This window comes from Telluribacter humicola (assembly GCF_017355935.1).
GTDB lineage: Bacteria > Bacteroidota > Bacteroidia > Cytophagales > Spirosomataceae > Telluribacter > Telluribacter humicola.
Genome location: NZ_JAFIQT010000008.1, coordinates 163,901 through 179,978 on the forward strand (window position 1 = coordinate 163,901; position 16,078 = coordinate 179,978).

Annotated in this window: 16 protein-coding genes and 1 tRNA gene; 14 read left to right on the forward strand and 3 right to left on the reverse strand. The window is 51.7% G+C overall.

Annotation, left to right across the window (positions count from 1 at the left end; translation table 11 throughout):
* The first annotated feature begins 136 nt into the window (after nucleotides 1-136).
* The gene (locus JUB14_RS24635; protein ID WP_207509521.1) at nucleotides 137-1,294 is read left to right on the forward strand and encodes a pyridoxal phosphate-dependent aminotransferase; all 1,158 of its coding nucleotides are present in this window, start codon (nucleotides 137-139) and stop codon (nucleotides 1,292-1,294) included.
* A gap of 97 nt (nucleotides 1,295-1,391) precedes the next feature.
* On the forward strand, nucleotides 1,392-2,249 hold the full coding sequence (locus tag JUB14_RS24640; protein WP_207509522.1) for a prephenate dehydrogenase: 858 nt from the start codon (nucleotides 1,392-1,394) through the stop codon (nucleotides 2,247-2,249).
* Nucleotides 2,250-2,375: 126 nt separating this feature from the next.
* On the opposite strand, the gene JUB14_RS24645 is transcribed toward JUB14_RS24640, so the two are convergent.
* Entirely contained in the window at nucleotides 2,376-2,654 is a 279-nt protein-coding gene (locus tag JUB14_RS24645; RefSeq protein ID WP_229368242.1) for a nucleotidyltransferase family protein, read from the reverse strand.
* Between the two features lie 165 nt (nucleotides 2,655-2,819).
* Between JUB14_RS24645 and JUB14_RS24650 the strand changes: the two genes are divergently transcribed.
* The 8 genes from JUB14_RS24650 to JUB14_RS24685 all read left to right on the forward strand — a co-directional run bounded on the left by JUB14_RS24650 (nucleotide 2,820) and on the right by JUB14_RS24685 (nucleotide 10,329).
* On the forward strand, nucleotides 2,820-3,389 hold the full coding sequence (locus JUB14_RS24650; protein WP_207509524.1) for a Uma2 family endonuclease: 570 nt from the start codon (nucleotides 2,820-2,822) through the stop codon (nucleotides 3,387-3,389).
* A gap of 102 nt (nucleotides 3,390-3,491) precedes the next feature.
* A complete protein-coding gene (locus JUB14_RS24655) occupies nucleotides 3,492-4,793 on the forward strand; it encodes a TolC family protein (protein WP_207509525.1) in 1,302 nt (433 codons plus the stop codon).
* Between the two features lie 90 nt (nucleotides 4,794-4,883).
* Nucleotides 4,884-5,978 carry an efflux RND transporter periplasmic adaptor subunit gene (locus tag JUB14_RS24660; protein WP_207509526.1) on the forward strand — a complete coding sequence of 365 codons (1,095 nt, stop codon included), beginning with the start codon at nucleotides 4,884-4,886 and terminating at the stop codon, nucleotides 5,976-5,978.
* 52 nt (nucleotides 5,979-6,030) lie between these two features.
* Entirely contained in the window at nucleotides 6,031-6,402 is a 372-nt protein-coding gene (locus tag JUB14_RS24665; RefSeq protein WP_207509527.1) for a GxxExxY protein, read from the forward strand.
* A gap of 65 nt (nucleotides 6,403-6,467) precedes the next feature.
* Nucleotides 6,468-7,718, forward strand: coding sequence for an ABC transporter permease (locus JUB14_RS24670; RefSeq protein WP_207509528.1), 1,251 nt, complete (start codon nucleotides 6,468-6,470; stop codon nucleotides 7,716-7,718).
* A 56-nt stretch (nucleotides 7,719-7,774) separates the two neighbouring features.
* Complete coding sequence (locus JUB14_RS24675; protein WP_207509529.1) at nucleotides 7,775-8,482, forward strand: ABC transporter ATP-binding protein; 708 nt, start codon at nucleotides 7,775-7,777, stop codon at nucleotides 8,480-8,482.
* Nucleotides 8,466-9,491 carry a sensor histidine kinase gene (locus JUB14_RS24680; protein WP_207509530.1) on the forward strand — a complete coding sequence of 342 codons (1,026 nt, stop codon included), beginning with the start codon at nucleotides 8,466-8,468 and terminating at the stop codon, nucleotides 9,489-9,491. Before JUB14_RS24675 ends, JUB14_RS24680 begins: the two co-directional genes overlap by 17 nt.
* 85 nt (nucleotides 9,492-9,576) lie before the next feature.
* A complete protein-coding gene (locus tag JUB14_RS24685) occupies nucleotides 9,577-10,329 on the forward strand; it encodes a class I SAM-dependent methyltransferase (RefSeq protein ID WP_207509531.1) in 753 nt (250 codons plus the stop codon).
* 144 nt (nucleotides 10,330-10,473) lie between these two features.
* On the opposite strand, the gene JUB14_RS24690 is transcribed toward JUB14_RS24685, so the two are convergent.
* Both JUB14_RS24690 and JUB14_RS24695 read right to left on the reverse strand, forming a co-directional pair.
* Nucleotides 10,474-11,880 (reverse strand): MBL fold metallo-hydrolase, encoded by a 1,407-nt coding sequence (locus JUB14_RS24690; RefSeq protein ID WP_207509532.1) that lies wholly within the window; start codon nucleotides 11,878-11,880, stop codon nucleotides 10,474-10,476.
* 162 nt (nucleotides 11,881-12,042) lie between these two features.
* Entirely contained in the window at nucleotides 12,043-13,428 is a 1,386-nt protein-coding gene (locus JUB14_RS24695) for an MATE family efflux transporter (RefSeq protein ID WP_207509533.1), read from the reverse strand.
* 430 nt (nucleotides 13,429-13,858) lie between these two features.
* Between JUB14_RS24695 and hflX the strand changes: the two genes are divergently transcribed.
* The 4 genes from hflX (at nucleotide 13,859) to JUB14_RS24715 (ending at nucleotide 16,047) form a co-directional block, all read left to right on the forward strand.
* Nucleotides 13,859-15,118 (forward strand): GTPase HflX, encoded by a 1,260-nt coding sequence (gene hflX / locus JUB14_RS24700; RefSeq protein WP_207509534.1) that lies wholly within the window; start codon nucleotides 13,859-13,861, stop codon nucleotides 15,116-15,118.
* Between the two features lie 76 nt (nucleotides 15,119-15,194).
* Nucleotides 15,195-15,266: transfer RNA gene (locus JUB14_RS24705), tRNA-Arg, on the forward strand.
* Nucleotides 15,267-15,529: 263 nt separating this feature from the next.
* Complete coding sequence (locus JUB14_RS24710; protein WP_207509535.1) at nucleotides 15,530-15,817, forward strand: TM2 domain-containing protein; 288 nt, start codon at nucleotides 15,530-15,532, stop codon at nucleotides 15,815-15,817.
* Nucleotides 15,818-15,861: 44 nt separating this feature from the next.
* Nucleotides 15,862-16,047, forward strand: coding sequence for a hypothetical protein (locus tag JUB14_RS24715; RefSeq protein ID WP_207509536.1), 186 nt, complete (start codon nucleotides 15,862-15,864; stop codon nucleotides 16,045-16,047).
* The last annotated feature ends 31 nt before the right edge of the window (nucleotides 16,048-16,078 follow it).

Consider the following 16,078-nt stretch of genomic DNA (forward strand, 5'->3'; position numbering starts at 1 on the left):
CGGAGGCTCATTTTCAAACATTATTTCGCTAACTTGCCGACTATTTTAAAGCTTTCGCTGAATGGGCAAAAAGATAGGTCCTTACTTTCTCTTTTTCAGTTAATTTGGCGGATTTTAATCTTTTGATTTTTAAGTAATGATAGTAGAAACTGCGCAACGTACGCGTCAGACCTCCGAGTACTACTTTTCTGTGAAACTGGCCGAGGTACGGAAACTGGTAGCCGAAGGACATGACGTAATCAATCTTGGCATCGGTAATCCGGATATGATGCCTTCGGATGAGACCATTGAGGCCCTGACCGACGCCTCACATAAGCCTCAGGCGCACGGGTATCAGCCTTATACGGGTACCCCCACCTTTCGTAAAGCCGTTGCGGACTACTACCAGCGTACCTATGGTGTGACGCTGGACTCTAATTCTGAAGTACTACCCCTCATTGGTTCCAAAGAGGGCATAACGCATATATCACTTACTTTCCTTGATCCGGACGACGAGGTACTGGTACCCGAACTGGGCTATCCGGCCTACCGGGCCGTAAGTCAGATGGTAGGTGCCAAAGTTAAAGAATATCCTCTGAGGGAGGACTTCGGCTGGCAACCCGACTGGAATGTCATGGGTGAACTGGTCACTCCGCGTACCAAGCTTCTCTGGCTCAACTACCCCCACATGCCCACGGGAGCCCCTGCTACCCGGGAGCTGTTTGAGGAGGCAGTAGCTTTCGCTAAGAAGCACCGTGTACTCCTGTGCCACGACAACCCGTATAGCCTGGTGCTGAATAAGAAATCACCTATCAGCCTGCTATCCATAGAGGGAGCCAAAGAGGTAGCTATTGAGCTGAACTCCATGAGCAAGTCGCATAACATGGCGGGCTGGCGCCTGGGCTGGCTGGCAGGAGCGAAGCCTTACCTGGATGCTATACTTAAGATCAAGAGCAACGTAGACTCCGGCATGTTCTGGGCCTTGCAGGAAGCTGCCGCTACCGCTCTGGCCAATACTGACGAGTGGCACCGTGAGCGAAATGCGGTGTACGAAGGACGACTGGAAGCGGCTCAAGCTTTTCTGGCGACCCTAGGCTGTACTTGGGATCCGAAGCAGGAGGGTATGTTTTTCTGGGGCAAGCTACCCGAATCGGTTGAGTCAGCCGAGAAGCTTGTGGATGAACTACTGTATCAGAAGCATGTCTTCATAGCTCCGGGCTTTATATTCGGCCCCAAAGGCCAGCGCTATATCCGACTGTCACTATGTACCCCTAAAGAGCGCCTTTGGGAAGCGGCGGAGAGAATCAAGGGCTAAAATAAATTTCGATTTTCGAATGTAGAATGGGGCGCCGGCGCGCAGACAAGTACTGTCGGTGCCATTCAGCATTCATAATTCAGCATTCATAATTCAGATGATAGTAAGTATAATAGGAGTAGGGTTACTGGGAGGTTCGTTTGCCCTGGCACTTCGCGAGAAGTACCCCAACATGAGGTTTATAGGGGTAGATAAGTCTGAGGTGAATCAGAAGATAGCCCTTGCCAAAGGCATTGTAGACGAAATCATGCCCCTTGAGGAGGCCCTGCGGGTCTCTGACCTCAACGTGCTGGCTACGCCCGTCGATACCATCATGCACCTGTTGCCCGTACTCCTGGATCAGCTTTCTGATGGAAGTACAGTCATGGATCTGGGCTCTACCAAGGGACTCATCTGTGAAGCAGCCGACGCGCACCCGCGCCGGGCGCAGTTTGTGGCGGTACATCCTATGGCCGGTACCGAAAATTCCGGTCCGGGCGCGGCTTTCAAAGAATTGCTGCCGGGTAAGAACGTCATCATCTGCGACCGCGAGAAGAGTAATCCTGACGCCGTAGCGCTGGTAGAAGCCCTGTTGCGCGATGTCGGCATGAAGATCCACTACATGACCCCCACCGAGCACGACCTGCACCTGGCTTACGTATCGCACCTGAGCCACATTAGTTCGTTTGCCCTGGGTCTGACGGTGCTGGAAAAGGAAGAAGACGAAAAAGCCATTTTCGATATGGCCAGTACCGGTTTTTCCTCCACGGTACGCCTGGCCAAAAGCTCACCCCAGATGTGGGCCCCCATCTTCGATCAGAACAAAGCCAATGTCTCCAAAGCCTTAGGTGACTATATTGAATTCTTAAAGCGCTTCAAGGAAGCCATTGATAGCAAAGACCTGGAAGCCAGCCTCCGCTTCATGGCGCGTGCCAACGATATCGGCCGGGTACTGGGCGGGATTGAGAAGAAGTAAAATGGAGGTTATAAAAGCCTTTGATGAAGCTTTATATGTAGCTACGGAAGAAGAAATGGGGCAGCATAAATCTCTATTTTACCGATAGACTCAAGCATGACAAGCAAAGGCAAAAGGTCATTGGCTCTATCGGGTAACATACTTCAAGTCTTTACGAGCGCGGTAGAGGATAATAGGGTCGGCGAACTTCGCAGGTACCAGGTCCACTTTTGTGTGAAGTAGCGGTTGTAATCTTCCCCGTAGCTGTTCACGTACTTTGTAATCCAGGGGCTGTTCCAGCAGGATGTCTATATCGTGGTATTTCTCTCCACGGGCAAACGATCCGAAGAGCGCCAGGCGGTTAATACCAAACTCTTCAAAGATGCCCTCACGGCGTAGAATCAGTTCTAATTCCTGAATAGTCATAGCGGTGTCTTTTCTCAAATATATAAAAAATACCGGTACTGCCAGCCTCCGCTTTATGGCGAGTGCCAACGATATCGGCCGGGTACTGGGAGGTATTGAGAAGAAGTAGCCAACCATGGGTACCGTTTTTTTCGTTACATTAGTATAAATTCTATATTCGGAGCTATGGATAATGTATTTAAGATAAAAACGGTGGAGGGACTGACGGACGAGCTGTTTTTTGACTTGTGCCAGGCCAACTCTGAGCTACGTATAGAGCGTGATCAACACGGAAATATTATCGTCATGTCACCAACGGGAGCAGATACTGGTAACTTTAATCTTGGTATAAGTGCCAAAATCTGGTTTTGGAATGAATACTCTAAACTTGGGTATGCTTTTGATTCATCCACAGGATTTACACTCCCCAACAGTGCTGTACGCTCTCCCGATGCCTCATGGGTATCTAAGAGTCGATGGGAAAGCTTGTCCAAAAGTGCTCAGGAGAAGTTTGCCCCGATTTGTCCTGACTTTGTAGTAGAAGTTCGATCCAAGACTGACCGTCTTACCGACCTGCAGGCCAAAATGGAAGAGTACCAAGCGAACGGCTGCCGCCTCGGCTGGCTTATTGACCGCCAGGTTAAGACCGTATACATTTACCAGGCAGTGGGCGCTCCTGAAGTCATCAAGGGGGAGCCGACGAAGCTATCCGGAGAAGATGTACTTCCGGGGTTAGAGATAGAGATAAAGTATTAATTCTGCTTCGCGGCGTTTTTTCTCCGCTTCGTGTACATAAGTTTTCCGGTTTCGTAGCTTTCCCTGACTTTTGAAGCACGAAACCGGAATTTTTATATACCCATGAAAAAGTACCTACTTATTGGATGCCTGCTGGTAGGAGGGGGATCTGTCAGTGCACAGACTGAGCTGAACAGTGTCGAAGAAGCACTCGCGCTGGCCCGCCAGCATAACCCTGACCTACAGGCTACCCGCCAGACCGCCCAGTGGCAAGCCGGAGCGGTAGATGTAGCCAGAGCCGGGCGTTTGCCTACATTAAGAGCTACCAGTTCACTGGATTATAACTATGCCTTACCCGTACAGCTGGTTCCCGCTGAGTTTTTAGGTGGCCGTCCCGGAGAGTACCAGCGGCTGCAGTTTGGGGTACCTTACAACCTGACTGCCGGACTGGAAGCGAACTATAATCTGCTCAGCCCTACGCTCACGCACGACATCCGCCTGGCGGGCCTGAATCAGCAAATAGCCGAAGCCCAGGTAGCCGCTCAGCAGGATCAACTGGCTACGCAGGTGGTACGAGCCTACTACCTGACGGCCCTGGCGCGGGAGGCCATGCAAATCTCAGAGGTAAACCTGCGCAATGCCGATACCTTGTTGGTACTGGCTCGCGAGCGCTATAACGCGGGTGTCACCGAGCAGCTCGACCTGAACCGTACCCAAAGTACCCGCCTGTCCCTGGCGGACCAACTGGAACAAAACCGGCTGGCCTATACCAACAACCTCAGGCAGTTGAATATGCTGGTAGGGCAGGAGGTAAGAGTACCGGCCGATGCCGCACAGGGTTGGGCCGTAGCCGGAGAGGCCCCCGCCACCACAAACCCCGACGACTACCCCCAAATCCGTCTGAAGGCCAGTCAGCTCAGCTACTTTCAGGCGGCCATTCAGCGCGAGCAGGCTACCCGGTTGCCTCAGCTATCGCTGTACGGCCGCTACTCCGCCCAGGCCCAGCGACGGGAGTTTAACTTCCTGGACTTTGACAAACCCTGGTTCAGCATCGGGGTAGTAGGTATCCGGCTGGATGTCCCTATATACAGCGGAGGCGTGAAGTTGCATAACCTAGCCCGGGCCAAAGTACGAGCCGACATAGCCCGTACCGAAATGGAAGCCGAGCGTCGCCGGCAGCTGGCTCAGGATGAGGAGTGGCAGACTTCCTTCGCGCAGGCCCGCCGGTCACTGGCGCTAAGTCGGGAGAATCTGGACCTGTCGGCTCAGAACCTGAGCCTGGCCCTGATCAAGTACCAGGCCGGTACCTACACCTACGATCAGTACCTGACGGTATTCAACGAGTCGCTGCAGACCCAGAACCGCTACCTGCGTACCCTGGCTGACGCTATGATCTATGGTGGGCTCCTGCGAACCAGACTTTAGATATTATACAATGAATATAGTACAGCATGATTAGCTACTGTAAAGCTATCGGCTAATCCTCTACCAGCTAACACCTACTACCTACTTACCATGAAATCCAGATACATCTCAGGCCTGATCGTATTAGCTATGATAGGCTGCAAATCAGGTGAAGAAGGCACTACGCCTACTTACAAAGAACTAACCGAAGCGGTGTATGCATCGGGTAACGTGTACCCGCAGAACGAATACAAACTCTTTGCCGAGGCTGATGGGGTACTTACCCAGCAACTGGTCAACGAAGGCGACAGCGTAAGCAATAACCAGCTCCTGTTCGTGCTGGCAAGCGCGGCTACGGATGCCCGTTCACAGGCCGCCGCCAACATCTACCGCCAGACTGAAGCGAACCTGTCTCAGACTTCGCCCGTACTAAGCGAGTTGGAAGCACAGATACGTACCACCCGTACCCGGCTGGAGAATGACTCGGTCAACTACTTTCGCCTGAAAGGCCTTTACGAGCGGAACGCTACCTCACGGGCTGAGTTTGAACGGGCCGAGCTAGTCTACCGCACCAGCCGCAATGAACTGGCGGCGCGTCAGCAGTCTCTGCAGCGCACTCGAAATCAATTGTACGTTGACTTGCAGAATGCCCGTAGCCAGTACCGGGTCACCTCCGTCGATGCCAGTAACTACCGCCTGCGTAGCTACGGCAATGGTAAGGTATACGAGGTGTACAAAAAGCCGGGAGAACTGGTACGCCGTACCGAAGCCGTAGCCCTGATCGGTAGTGGGAACAGTACCTACGTACAAATGGCGGTGGACGAAAGCGATTTTACCAAAGTGAAGGTAGGGCAGGAGGTACTCATTAAAGTCGATGCCTTCAATCAGAAAGTATATAAAGCCCGTGTCTCCAAGATCTACCCCAAGCTCAACCGTGTAGACCAGTCGTTTCGGGTAGATGCGGAGTTTGAAGGCGAAGCCCCCGAAGGGTACTATGGTCTGACGGTGGAAGCCAACATCATTATCAGTCAGAATCCCCGCGCTCTGACTATACCCAAGTCGTACGTTGTAGGTGGTGATAGTCTATGGGTCGAAGAAGGGGGAGAAAAGAAAAAGATCCGGATCAGCAAAGGTGCCGAAAACCTGGACCTGGTAGAGGTGAAGAGCGGGCTGACCGAGAGTAGTGTTGTCCTAAAGCCAATTTAAGTTTAACCACAGAGTTAAATGAGGTTTGGCACAGAGTTCAAAAGAGTAAAAAATGGATGTTAATCAAGTGACACATAAGGTACTAAACTGTGCTTTTGAAGTGCATACCGCCTTAGGCCCAGGATTGCTGGAGAGTGCGTATAAAGAATGTCTCTTCTATGAGCTTACTCTGCGAGGTATTTATGTAGAGAAGGAGAAGCCAATGCCCCTGGTGTTTAAAGAAGTAAAACTCGACTGCGGATATAGAATTGATCTATTCGTAGAAAATCAACTGGTAGTTGAGCTTAAGGCGGTTGATGCAATCCATGATGTACATATAGCTCAGGTACTTACCTATATGCGGTTGAGTAACTCAAAGGTGGGACTACTACTCAATTTTGATGTGACAAGCCTCAAGAACGGTATCAAGAGATTAGCTCTTTAAAAACTCATATAACTCTGTGCCATACCTCATTTACCTCTGTGGTTAAAATCATTCATTCTGGAACCATGAATCTAAAAATAGCCTTTAATATCGCGCAGACGCACTTGCTGACCAAGAAGAAGCAAACCATGGTGGCCATGCTGGGCGTTACCTTCGGGATCGCCATGTTCATCGTCATGATCAGCTTTATGCAGGGCGTCAACCAGTTCCTGGAAGACTCCGCCCTGGATGCTTCGCCGCACGTGCGCATATACAAGCAGATCACCTCCGACCGTCCCAGTATTATAGAGACCATCAATCCCGATGGCCTTAACGTGGTACACCACCAGAAGCCCAAGCAGGAACTGGCTCGTATCAAGAATGGCCTGGTGATAGCCCGGAACATTGAGCAGCAGCCGGAGGTACTGGGCGTATCGCCGCAGGTAAGTACGCAGGTGTTTTTCAACGTGGGCTCTGTGCCCGTGCCGGGTACCCTGGCCGGGGTGGATGTCATGCGAGAGGAGAAGCTTTATCGCCTGAGCCAGCGCATGAAGTCGGGTACCATCGAAGACCTGCAGTCCAATTCCAACGGAGTTATTCTGGGGCGTCTCCTGGCCCGCAAGCTCAACCTCAAAGTAGGCGACAAGGTCAATGTGACCTCCTCGACGGGTGGTACCGCACTGCTGCGGGTAGTAGGGGTATTCAGCTTTGGTATTCAGACGGTTGACGACGCCCGTGGCTACGTCAACCAGGCCAAGGTACAGGAGTTGATTCAGAAGGATGCCAACTACATCACCGACCTGCATATCAAGATGAAAGACCCCATGCAGGCCATTCCTTTTGGGCAGCAACTGGCCCGGCAGTACGATTACAAGGTGGAAGACTGGGCGACGGCCAATCAGGCTATCCTGGCTGGGGAAAAGATCCGGGGCGTTATGACGTTTGTAGTTTCATTTACCCTGCTGGTAGTGGCGGGCTTCGGGATCTACAACATCATGAACATGAACGTCATGAACAAGATCAAAGATATCGCCATTCTGAAAGCTACGGGTTTTGGAGGCAAAGACGTCATCGCCATCTTCATGATCCAGTCCATCATCATTGGTTTTTTGGGAGCTATATTGGGTGTAGTGATTGGGTTCAGCCTTAGCTACATACTCTCCATCACGCCCTTCGACGCCGGAGACTTCCTGGCTATCGATACCTTCCCGGTCAAGTTTGATCTGAAGTACTACATACTGGGGGTGCTGTTCGGAGTTATTACGACGTTGCTGGCAGGGTACTTCCCCTCCAAACGAGCCGCCAAAATAGATCCCGTTGAAATTTTAAGAGGTTAACGAGGTACTCAATGCGTGAAGCGGGCAACGCTCATAAACTCATAGACTTTAAACTCATGGACTCTCAAAAAACGGCTGTTCTTAAAGCCACGAATATAAATAAGTACTTCACCGAGCCGGTCAGGTTTCAGGTGCTGAAAGACATTAGTTTTGAAGTACAAAAGGGTGAGTTTCTATCCATCATCGGGAAGTCCGGTTGTGGCAAATCTACCCTGCTCTACATCCTGTCAACCATGGATACCAGCTATGACGGTACTCTGGAGGTAAACGGACAGCCGCTCACGGGCAGGAGTCAGGATCAACTGGCGACATTTCGTAATGAGCACCTGGGGTTCGTGTTTCAGTTTCACTTTCTGTTGCCCGAGTTTTCAGTATTGCAGAATGTCATGCTACCGGGACTGAAACTGGGCAAGTTTCCAACCCGCGAGGTGGAGGAACGAGCCTACCAGAAACTGCGGCTGGTAGATATGCACGAGCACGCCCTGAAGCCCTCGTCCAAGCTATCGGGCGGGCAGCAGCAGCGGGTAGCTATCGCCAGAGCCCTAATTAATGAGCCTACTATTATTATGGGTGATGAGCCTACCGGCAACCTGGACAAGGCCAACTCGGAGATGGTATTTGATATATTCAGGGAAATTTCCCGTACCAACGGCCAAACCATCATCACCGTGACGCACGATCCTGACTTTGCTGCGGGTGGTGACCGGATCATTGAGATGTCGGATGGAAAAATAATCTCACACGGCTATGAAGCTAAAATTTAACCTCTACGTCGAGCTGATCTTTGGCTTTTTTACCCTCTTAGGGTTTGCCGCTCGCTTTTGGGCCGTTCCCGAGGTGGGCTTAGGCATCCACATCATATTCGCCATTATCCAGTTCATTTTCATGAATCTGATCTGGATCTTTTACTACTGGCTGGACTACAAGCTCAACCGGGTTATGCCTTTTGATCGGGGCATTGGCCGACGGGTAGTGGTGCAGTTGCTGATCGGCTGGGGAGTCCTAAAGCTTTTCCTGATTCCGGTGGGGGCATTCTTTTTAGTGATCGCTATACCTTCCATTGCCGCATATATTAATAAACTTAACGTCGTATTCATCGTGCTTACCGCTTTCTTCGGAAGTACCGTCATGAATTCGGGATTTATAGCCATGCATTTTCTGAAGCGCTGGAAGGAGGATGCTGTCCGGGCGGCCAATCTGGAAAAGGAAAAAGCACAGGTACAGTTCAACAACCTCCGCAATCAGGTCAATCCGCACTTCCTGTTCAACAGCCTGGCATCACTGGACACGCTCATTCAGGAAAACCCCGCTCTGGCGCGGCAGTTTGTCCACCAGCTTTCTAAGGTATACCGCTATGTACTCCAGAGCCAGGAGAAGGGGCTGGTCCCGCTGGAGACGGAAGTTGATTTTGTGAACAACTACATCTCGCTGCTGAAAGCCCGCTTCAACGGCTTCCTGCGGGTAGATATCAGTATACCCGACGAGCTCTACGAGCGACCCATCGTACCCGTGACGCTGCAGGTACTGATTGAGAATGCCATCAAGCACAATGTCATCAACCAGGAGCACCCGTTGCAGATCGAGGTAGGAGCCAACGAGGACCAACTGGTCGTGACGAATACAGTCTGGAAAAAGCGGCAGGTAGAAACCTCCAATGGTTATGGCCTCAAGAATCTGAAGGCCCTGTACCACTACCTCAGCAAGGAAGATGTACAGGTCGAGGAGTCGGCCGATCGGTTCACGGTACGGGTTCCCTGGGCCGTTGAAGGGTAGCTGAGCGCCATCTTTGCCAATAGGTTTTTCTGCACCTGAGCATAATAATGGTTACCTTCACGGCCAGAAATCTAACGGATAAATCGTGGCCTGGTATCATACATTTTTTGAAGGCTTGCCCCAGCAAGCCTGGAAGCTCAATCAGAACGAAGAGTACACAGAGTGGGAGGTAGACTTCCTGGCGGATGTACTCGAACTGGAACCGAACAGCCGCGTGCTGGATGTATTTGGAGGTTACGGCCGCCACGCGTTACCGCTGGCGGAGCGGGGCTACCGGCTTACCAGTGTAGACATAGCAAAGGGGTATTGCGAGGAGCTGAGCCAGGCCGCTACTGCCGGGGAGTTGCCGGTAGAGGTAATTTGCGGCGATTTCCTGACCATACCCCTCGAAGGCGGAAAGTTTCAGGCGGCTTATTGTATGGGCAATAGCTTTAGCTTCTTCCCCTATGAGCAGATGGTTCCCTTTATTCAGCGTATCGCCGATCTGATGGAGCCGGGTGCCCGCTTTGTAGCCCATACCGAACTCGTTGCCGAAAGTGTACTGCCTCATTTTGTAAATCGGAGCTGGATGCCAGTAGGAGAAGGCGATGAGGAATTGATCTTCCTGATGAATAGTACCTATAACCCCCTGGAAGGCTGTATAGAAGCCGAGCTCACCTATGTGAAGGGTATCGAACGCCTTAGCCACGTAGTACAGCAGTATATCTACTCCCTGGCCGAACTGAAGCGCATATTCAGCCTCGCCGGTCTCACCATTACCGAAACCTTCACAGATCTGGACGGCGAACCTTTCCGCCTGGGCGACGAGCAGTTATACCTGCTGGCGGTGAAGGAGTAGGGGAGTTTATGAATTAGGTTAATAAGGAGGAAAGCAGGAAGGGAGGAAAGTGATAAGGGGCGTCGTGTGGGAAGTAAGAATGCCCATACTGCCCCTATTTATCTTTTTAATTTCCTCTTCCCGCTCTTTCACTCATTCGCTCATTCACTCTTTGTTAGAGTACACGGAGGTGGTACGGGGAATGTCCGTTTTGGCCAGGGTACCAAAGCCTCCTTTTATATCCATCACCTTATCAAAGCCTCTTGATTTCAGGATAGAAGCCGCTACCATGGAGCGGTAGCCGCCGGCGCAGTGCAGGTATATGGTCTTGTCCTTGGGGTACTCCGCCATTTGTTCGCTGATGTAGTCGAGGGGTAGGTTAAGGGCACCTTCTACGTGTCCGGCCTCGTACTCATTGGGCTTGCGTACATCTACAACCGTCAGATTCTCTCCCTTGATTTGCTCTGCCAGTTGCTCCGCCGTAATGGATTCGATAGTATCTACCTCCTTACCGGCTCCAACCCAAGCTTCCAGGCCACCATCAAGGTAACCCAGGGTATAGTCGTAGCCTACACGGGCCAGCCGCGTTACAACTTCCTCTTCCCGGCCGGACTGGGTAATGATCAGCAGCGGTTGTTTCAGATCCGGAATAAGAGCACCTACCCAGGGGGCAAAGCTACCGTCAATACCAATGTTGATGGAGTTAGGAACAAATCCTTTGGCGAACTCCGGGGCAGGGCGCGTATCCAGTACCAGGGCTCCGGCGGCGTTGGCCGCCGCTTCAAAAGCCTCCGGGCTCAGCGCCTGTACGCCCCGTTCCAGTACCTCGTCTATGCTGTCGTAGCCTTCCCGGTTCATTCGTACGTTCTGGGGGAAGTACTGCGGCGGTGCCAGCAGTCCATCTGTTACTTCCTTTATGAACTCTTCGCGGGTCATATTGGCCCGCAGGGCGTAGTTGGTCCGCTTTTGGTTGCCCATCGTGTCGTAGGTTTCCTTACTCATGTTCTTTCCGCAGGCCGATCCCGCTCCATGAGCCGGATACACGATTACCTCGTCGGGTAGGGGCATGATCTTGCCGCGGAGGCTGTCGTACAGGTAGCCCGCCAGGTCGTGCATAGTTAGATTACTCTTCTGCGCCAGATCGGGACGGCCTACATCACCAATGAACAGGGTATCTCCGCTGAATAGGGCGTTGGGCGTACCCTGTTCGTCCAGGAGCAGGTAGCAGGTCGACTCCATCGTATGACCGGGGGTATGAATAGCCCTGATCGTTACCTTACCTACTTTAAACTCCTCCCCATCCCGTGCTATATGAGCGTCAAAGCTGGGATTCGCCTGGGGACCGTACACAATGGGAGCCCCCGTTTTCTGCGACAGGTCCAGGTGACCCGATACAAAGTCAGCGTGGAAGTGGGTTTCGAATACGTACTTGATCGTGACTCCTTCGCGGTGGGCCTTTTCGATGTAGGGCCCCACTTCGCGCAGAGGGTCAATGACTGCCGCTTCTCCGTCTGACTGTATAAAGTAGGCGCCCTGCGCCAGGCAGCCGGTATAGATCTGTTCAATTTTCATGACGTGATGAGTGTAAGGTAGTTTGTTGTGAACAACAGGTCTAAGGTATAGCTATTAAACCTTTTTTTATAGCTATACAACAAAAAGGGAGGTACCTGCTGGTTCCCTTCCCTCCGTTTTACAGAGATCTCCTCTCTGTGATAGATTAGTACTTTACCCACACTATACCTGTACCAGTTTCCACTTGCCCCGTCGGAATACCCATATACCCAGCAGGGCCAGCAGCGATTCCGCAATGGGTACTGACATAAATACACCAAGCGGCCCCATCTCCAGCCCGATCGCGAGTATGTAGGCCAGCGGAATCTCGACCAGCCAGAAGCAGACCAGGTTCAGCAGGGTAGGGGTGCGGGTATCACCGGCCCCATTGAGCGCCTGGATGATCACCATCCCGAAAGCGTAGAAGCCGTAGCCCATACACAGTACCCGTAGCGCCCGTACGCCCGTGTCTACTACCGCCGGGGTAGAGTTGAACCAGCCGATAATGGTACTGGCCTCGATGTAGAACAAGAGCGCTACCAGCACTAGGAATACCATGTTGATATAGGCCGAGCGCCAGACCGAGGTTTCGGCCCGTTCAGGTTGGTTGGCGCCCAGGTTCTGACCTACCAGGGTGGAGGCGGCGTTGGCCATTCCCCAGGAGGGCAGCAGCGTAAATATGATCACCCGTATGGCTATCGTATAGCCAGCTACGACATCACTGCCAAACTCGGCCAGGATGCGCGTCAGGAATATCCAGCTCGCCGACGACACCAGAAACTGTCCCGTTCCTCCGGCCGCGATGCTAAGTATACCCGCTATAACCGGACGGTCGGGCGTAAAGTCGGCCCGGCTGATGGCAATGCCCCGGGTCGTTTTGTAGAGGTAGTACAACTGGTAACCTACCCCGACCGTACGGCCGATAGTGGTAGCTACGGCGGCTCCGGTTACGCCCATTTCGGGAAAGATGCCCCAGCCGAATATAAAGAGCGGGTCCAGTATGATGTTGAGGCCGTTGGCGATCCAGAGCGAGCGCATGGCTGCTGAGGCCGCCCCGGCCCCGCGCAGGGCACCGCTTAGCGAGTAGAGCAGCACGATTACCGGGCTACTCAGGTACTCGATCCTGGCGTAGGTAGTACCTACCGCGATCACCTCCTCCGAGGCCCCCATCAGCCGCAGGATATGCTCCGCCGACAGGAAGCCCACCAGCCCCATCACGACCGAGACTACCAGTGAGATCAGGATCACCTGTCCGATGGCCCGTCCGGCCTGCTCGGGATTGCCTTCGCCTACCCGACGCGACACCAGGGCCGTGGCCGCCATACTGAGCCCAATGGCTACTGAGTATACCAGCGTGATCACCGACTCGGTAAGACCTACCGTAGCGACGGCCTCAATGCTGACTTTGGATACAAAAAATACGTCTACCACCGCAAAGAGCGACTCCATGACCATCTCCAGGATCATGGGTACCGATAACAGAAATATAGCGCGGTTGATACTCCCGCTGGTATAGGTTTGCTCCGACCCGTCCAGGGCCATACGAAGCAGCTTAAACCACTTTTTCATAGATAATAGATGCAAAAAGGAATAGGAAAGTAGGATATCGGAGCGTAGCAGACGCAGCGATTCCTTAAACAAGTAAATCTGAAAAAAGAGAAAGATGGCCTGAATTAAGCCAGGGCTGGAACAATCATGGGCGTAGACGTTTTCACAAAAGTAAAAAAGAGTTTTTGATTGTAGCTGATAATCAGGCTCAATTTTTTTTTGTAAATTAGTAGGAGAGGCAGCAGATGGATATAAATGGTTACTGTTTCAGTCTCCTTGCCGGATAGGGATAAACAAGCCCTGTCAGGAGAATAAGATGTTAGCCTGGATTGACTATAAGTACTATAAATATAGGCCTGTTTAGCCTGAACTTTTGCCCACTCTGACTGGTTATCTTTAGCCGACCTGATTAACTTTTTTCACGGCAACTTTGCTAGAAAACTCATACTGAATGATTGATAAAAATAAACTGAATTCTACGGCCAAGCGTCAGGAAACTGCCGTTCTGGTAGCGGTAAGTACCCAGCGTCAGTCTGCCGAAAAAACCCAGGAATATCTGGATGAACTTGCCTTCCTGGCTACCACACTGGGCGTCAAAACTCTGCAGACTTTTTCCCAGAACCTCGACCGTCCGGATATTCGGACCTACGTGGGTAAGGGAAAGCTGGATGAAATAAAGACCTTCATCATCGATAACCCCGTGGATATGATCATCTTTGACGATGATCTGACTCCCTCGCAGGTGCGTAACCTTGAAGGTGCTTTTGAAGAGATCAAAGTACTGGACCGGGGGCTCCTGATCCTGGATATATTTGCTATGCGCGCGCAGACCTCACAGGCCAAAGTACAGGTTGAGCTGGCTCAGTATCAGTACATGTACCCCCGCCTGACCCGCATGTGGACGCACCTTACCAGCCAGAAGGGTGGGGTGGGTATGCGCGGACCGGGTGAGAAAGAGCTCGAAACGGACCGTCGTATCATCAAGGACCGGATTACGTTCCTGAAAGAAAAGCTGGACAAGATAGACCGGCAGGCCATTACCCGCCGCAAAGAGCGTAACCGCCTGGTGCGGGTAGCGCTGGTAGGGTATACCAACGTAGGGAAGTCCACGCTGATGCGCCGCTTGGCCAAGGCCGACGTATTTGCCGAGAATAAACTCTTCGCTACCGTAGACTCTACGGTACGGAAGGTAACGCTGGAAAACATTCCTTTCCTGCTCACCGACACAGTAGGATTTATCCGGAAGCTGCCTACTACCCTGATTGAGTCCTTCAAATCGACGCTGGACGAGGTACGCGAAGCCGATGTACTGCTGCACGTAGTGGATATATCGCATCCGTCTTTTGAGGAGCATATTGAGGTGGTTAACAGTACCCTGGCCGATATTGGTGCCGCCGACAAGCCTACCGTTCTGGTCTTTAACAAGATCGACCTCTACCAGCAGACTGCCGAAGAGGAGTTCTGGCACGAGGATGAAGAACCCGCCGGCGAACCCCTGGTAGAGCAGGTACCGGCCGAAACGCTGATCGAGCGCCTCAAGAAGAGCTACATCGCCCGCAAAGCCGACCATGTGGTGTTTATCTCCGCTGAGCAGAAGGAGAATATGGAGGAGCTGCGCAACCTGATTTTTAAGCTCGTCAAGGAAAAACACTTCACCATCTATCCCAACTGGGAGAACGTCAGCCTCTCCGACTTCGATTGGGAAGAATAAGGGTTTGGTATAAATAGGAAAATTTCAGAAATTCGCCCACGGTTTCCGGACAGTACTCCGGAAACCGTTTCTTTCTGACCCCGTAGTTCAACGGATAGAATAGAAGTTTCCTAAACTTTAGATATGGGTTCGATTCCCGTCGGGGTCACTAAGCCAGGCACTTGCCTGGCTTTTTTTGTTCCCTGCCAGCTCAACCTGATCTGTGACCACGCAGCGAGTAGATACTAAGGCCAAAAAAGCTCTTGTAATACCATGTCCCGCGGGATTTTATTCGCATAAGGCTAGTCTTAAAAATTATGACATAAATCATTCGAACCATATAGCCCTATACTGGCTCTTTGAAGTATTAATAATTTACTAAGTTTGCCTCTCCTGTGAGGATTATATGTATTTTCAACCCTATACACCACTATGAAAGATAAATTTGTCGCTGGCCTGTTGGCCCTCCTGTTCGGTGGCTTTGGATTACACCGCTTTTACCTGGGGCAAACCCGCCTGGGCGTACTCTACCTCCTTTTCTGCTGGACGCTCATTCCCTTCCTGATCGGCATCATTGATGCCTTTATCTTCTGGTTTGGCTCACGACACGCCTTCAACTTGGAGCACAACTTCCATGCGTTCTCACACACCGGTGCCGAAACGGTCCGATTAACTTTTGAGGACCTGGAAAGGATGCAGAAAAGCGGGGAAGTAGCTTAAAAGCCTCCTACCTGTTACCCTGTAATCCACAGTTACATATAGATATGAATAAACTTCTACTGGGAGTAAAGATCTTCAGTGTCACAATTCTTTGCCTAAGTATCACAGCCTCTTTACTATCCATCCTGTACGGTAGAGTAGTTGTGGGAATAGTAGCCATTGCCTTTCAGGTTTACCTGATCTGGATAATTATGGGAAGGCCAGAGTTCTGGAAGCAGAGAATGGAGTAAGAGAGCTTACATGCTAATACCTTATCAAGAA